This is a genomic window from Mycolicibacterium arseniciresistens (assembly GCF_030519285.1).
Lineage (GTDB): Bacteria > Actinomycetota > Actinomycetes > Mycobacteriales > Mycobacteriaceae > Mycobacterium > Mycobacterium arseniciresistens.
Genome location: NZ_JAUMSQ010000471.1, coordinates 1 through 3,036, shown reverse-complemented (window position 1 = coordinate 3,036; position 3,036 = coordinate 1). Strand labels below are relative to the sequence as shown.

5 protein-coding genes are annotated in these 3,036 nt (G+C 70.5%); 1 reads left to right on the top strand and 4 read right to left on the bottom strand.

Annotated features, from left to right (window positions below; genetic code table 11):
* Positions 1-620 (bottom strand): alpha/beta hydrolase fold domain-containing protein (locus Q2100_RS30610; protein ID WP_302917039.1); only part of this gene is annotated, 620 nt, incomplete at its 3' end.
* 157 nt (positions 621-777) lie between these two features.
* Here Q2100_RS30610 and Q2100_RS30605 point away from each other — a divergent pair.
* Entirely contained in the window at positions 778-1,617 is an 840-nt protein-coding gene (locus tag Q2100_RS30605) for an aldo/keto reductase (RefSeq protein ID WP_302917038.1), read from the top strand.
* A gap of 57 nt (positions 1,618-1,674) precedes the next feature.
* Here the strand turns inward: Q2100_RS30605 and mbp1 are convergent, their stop codons facing one another.
* From mbp1 to Q2100_RS30590, 3 genes are all read right to left on the bottom strand, one after another.
* Complete coding sequence (gene mbp1 / locus Q2100_RS30600; protein WP_302917037.1) at positions 1,675-1,899, bottom strand: microaggregate-binding protein 1; 225 nt, start codon at positions 1,897-1,899, stop codon at positions 1,675-1,677.
* 97 nt (positions 1,900-1,996) lie between these two features.
* On the bottom strand, positions 1,997-2,548 hold the full coding sequence (locus Q2100_RS30595) for a hypothetical protein (protein ID WP_302917036.1): 552 nt from the start codon (positions 2,546-2,548) through the stop codon (positions 1,997-1,999).
* On the bottom strand, positions 2,545-3,036 hold a 492-nt coding region (locus Q2100_RS30590; protein WP_302917035.1), incomplete at its 5' end, for a DUF6286 domain-containing protein. The genes Q2100_RS30595 and Q2100_RS30590, both read right to left, overlap by 4 nt.

The following is a 3,036-nucleotide window of genomic DNA, read 5'->3' as shown; positions in this document are numbered from 1 at the left end:
TGGTCGGCGGCCCAGCGGTAGGCGGCGTCGGCGTCGTCGACGGCCGCGGGCGCCTTGTGCTCGGGCGCGAGCCGGTAGTCGACCGACAGCACGTGCATGCGGCCGTCGCGGCTGATCCGCCGGCAGAGGTCGTCGTGAGTCTCCAGGTCGCCGATGACGAACCCGCCGCCGTGGAAGAAGACCAGCAGCGGCGCCGGACCGGAGACGGCCTGCGCCGGCCGGTAATGGCGGGCGGGGATCGGCCCCGCAGGCCCGGGGATCTCGATGTCGCTGACGTCGGCGGCGATGCCGCACGGGAACATCGCGGCCACCGTCCGCAGCTGGGTGCGGGCGACGGCCACGTCCTCGCTGGCCACCAGGCCGCCGATCCCGGCGACCCGCTCCCCTGTCAGCATCAGCTGCAGCGTGGTGTCGAGCGTGTTGCCGTCGACAGTGACCGATCGGCCACCGAGCACCACCCGCTTGACCACATCGGGCAGCCGCGGGATGACCCGGAACGAGGCGGCCGTGACCGCGTTGACCACCGCGTCGCGCACGGTGCTGCGCCCCCGCGGCGCCGGCCCCGGTCCGGACTCCTCGGGCCCGACCCGCGGTGCGTGCAGAGCGTCACTCGATGTCATGGGTATCCCTCGTTCGTTGTCAGTGTCATGTACCCGCTGCCGCCGGAACACCCACCCCCGGCCCGGGTGCTGATTAGGCCGCGTTCCGAACTCGTAATATCGTCATCCGCAAGTCGGTGAACCGATCTCCGGACCTTCAAACCACAGGGTAGGTGACATGACAACGGCGCCAGCGGTTCCCACCGTCACGCTCAACGACGGACACTCGATTCCCGTCCTCGGACTGGGGGTGGGAGAGCTCTCCAATGCCGAGACCGAGCGCGCGGTGTCGGCGGCGCTGGAGGCCGGGTACCGGTTGATCGACACGGCGGCGGCGTACGGCAACGAGGCCGCGGTGGGCCGGGCGGTGAAGTCGTCGGGCATTCCGCGCGACGAGGTGTTCGTCACCACCAAGCTGGCCACCGGCGACCTGGGCTTCAAGTCCTCTCAGGACGCGGGCCGGGCGAGCCTGGAGCGGCTCGGACTGGACTACGTCGACCTGTACCTGATCCACTGGCCCGCCGGTGACCACGGCAAGTACGTCGACAGCTGGGGCGGGCTGATGAAGCTCAAGGAAGATGGGGTGACCCGCTCGATCGGTGTCTCCAACTTCCACGCCGAGCATCTGTCCAACATCATCGACCTGTCGTTCTTCACTCCCGCGATCAATCAGATCGAGCTGCATCCGCTGCTCAACCAGGCCGAACTGCGGGCGGTCAACGCCGGCTACGAGATCGTCACCGAGGCCTACGGCCCGCTGGGCGTGGGCAGGCTGCTGGAGAACCCGGCGGTCACCGCCGTCGCGCAGGCCCACGGGAAGTCGGCCGCACAGGTGCTGATCCGCTGGAGCATCCAGTTGGGCAACGTGGTGATCCCCCGCTCCTCGGACCCGGAACGCATCGCCGCGAACCTCGACGTCTTCGACTTCGAGCTCACCGGCGACGAGATGGCGACGCTCGACGGGCTCGACGAGGGCACCCGTTTCCGTCCGGACCCGGACACCTACACCGGCACGTAGCGCAGCCGGGCGCGGCGGCACCGGTGCACCGGCACCGCCGCGGCGGGCGACTGCGGCCTACTGCTCGGCCTGCTGGCGGGCCTCCTGCACCTTGGCCTCGGCACGGGCCTTATCCGCCTCGGCTTCCTTGGCGGCCACCTCACGCTGGGCCTCGGCCTTGTCCTGCTGGGCCTTGCCCTCGCGGACGAGGTCGTCACGCCCGGTCACGGTGCCGATCGCTTCCTTGGCCTTGCCCTTGATTCCCTCGACGACGCCCTCGGCGCCCTTCTTCGCATCCGACATGGCATGATCCTTTCTCTCGACTGCTGTGCCGTACATGTGTTGAGACGTGCGCCGGTTCGCAAACCGAACGGCAGATCGCTGTGTGCTGCAACACGTTTCACCGCACGGGCGGGTGGCGCCGCTTGGTGTCGACACGGATCAGCGTGCGCACCGCCACGGTGTCGCCGAGCATCAGCCCGACGGTGCGCACCACCTCGTCGGCGGCGCCCACTCCGGCCGCGAGACCGCACCGCGCCGCGACCGTCGCGGTGAGCGTGATGGTGGGCAGCCCGTTCTCGACGACCGCGCGTGCCTTGGCCCCCTGTACACCGGGCATGTCGCCGAGCACGCTCGCGGCGACCTCTGCGACCGACGCCACCTCGGCCGACAGCGCCGCCTCATCGTCTCCCGGAAGCGCGACCCTGCCGGCCTTGGCAGGGCCACGGTGGGCGGCAAGCCATCGCACGCCGAGCACGACCAGCACCACGCCTGCGGCGGCGCAGGCAAACTTCCACCAATCATGCTGTGCTGCAGCAGAAATCGGTGATGTCAGCAGCTCGCCAGAGAAGTCCGGCGCCTGCGTCCACCGCAAAGTCAGTACCGCGACGGCCACGAGCACGGCGCCCACGGCCCCGAGGACCATGCGGTCCAGCAGGTCACTCCTTCTCATCGGCGCTTCTCCTCGGTTCTCACCCTGATGCGCGGCTGCCTGGCCAACCCGGCGAGTTCGGCGGACACCGCCTCGACCACCCGGTCGCGGCGGATCTGGTCGGCGGACGGCCCGGCGACGGCGCACCGCACGGACACCGAACGCCTGCCGACCGAGCTGCGCGCGTCGAGGACACCTGGCACCGACTCGGCCGCGGTCGACACGATTCGGGCCAGATCGGCGTAGTCGACGAACACAGCGGTGGCGGCGGCGATCCTCAGACACCGTCGCCTGCGCGGTCTGACTGCGGCGACCAGGCAGGCCATCCCGACGAGGGCGGCGAGCACACCGGCGGCGGCGACGAACCCGACCGGTTTGGGTTCACCCAGCCACTCGGCGGCTGCCGGCAGCCATGGCGATCCGCCGAGCCAGCCGATGCCGACTGCGGCCTCGCGCAGCGCCAATGCGCCGGCGCCGACCACGGCGAGGGCGAGCAGCACACCGGCGTA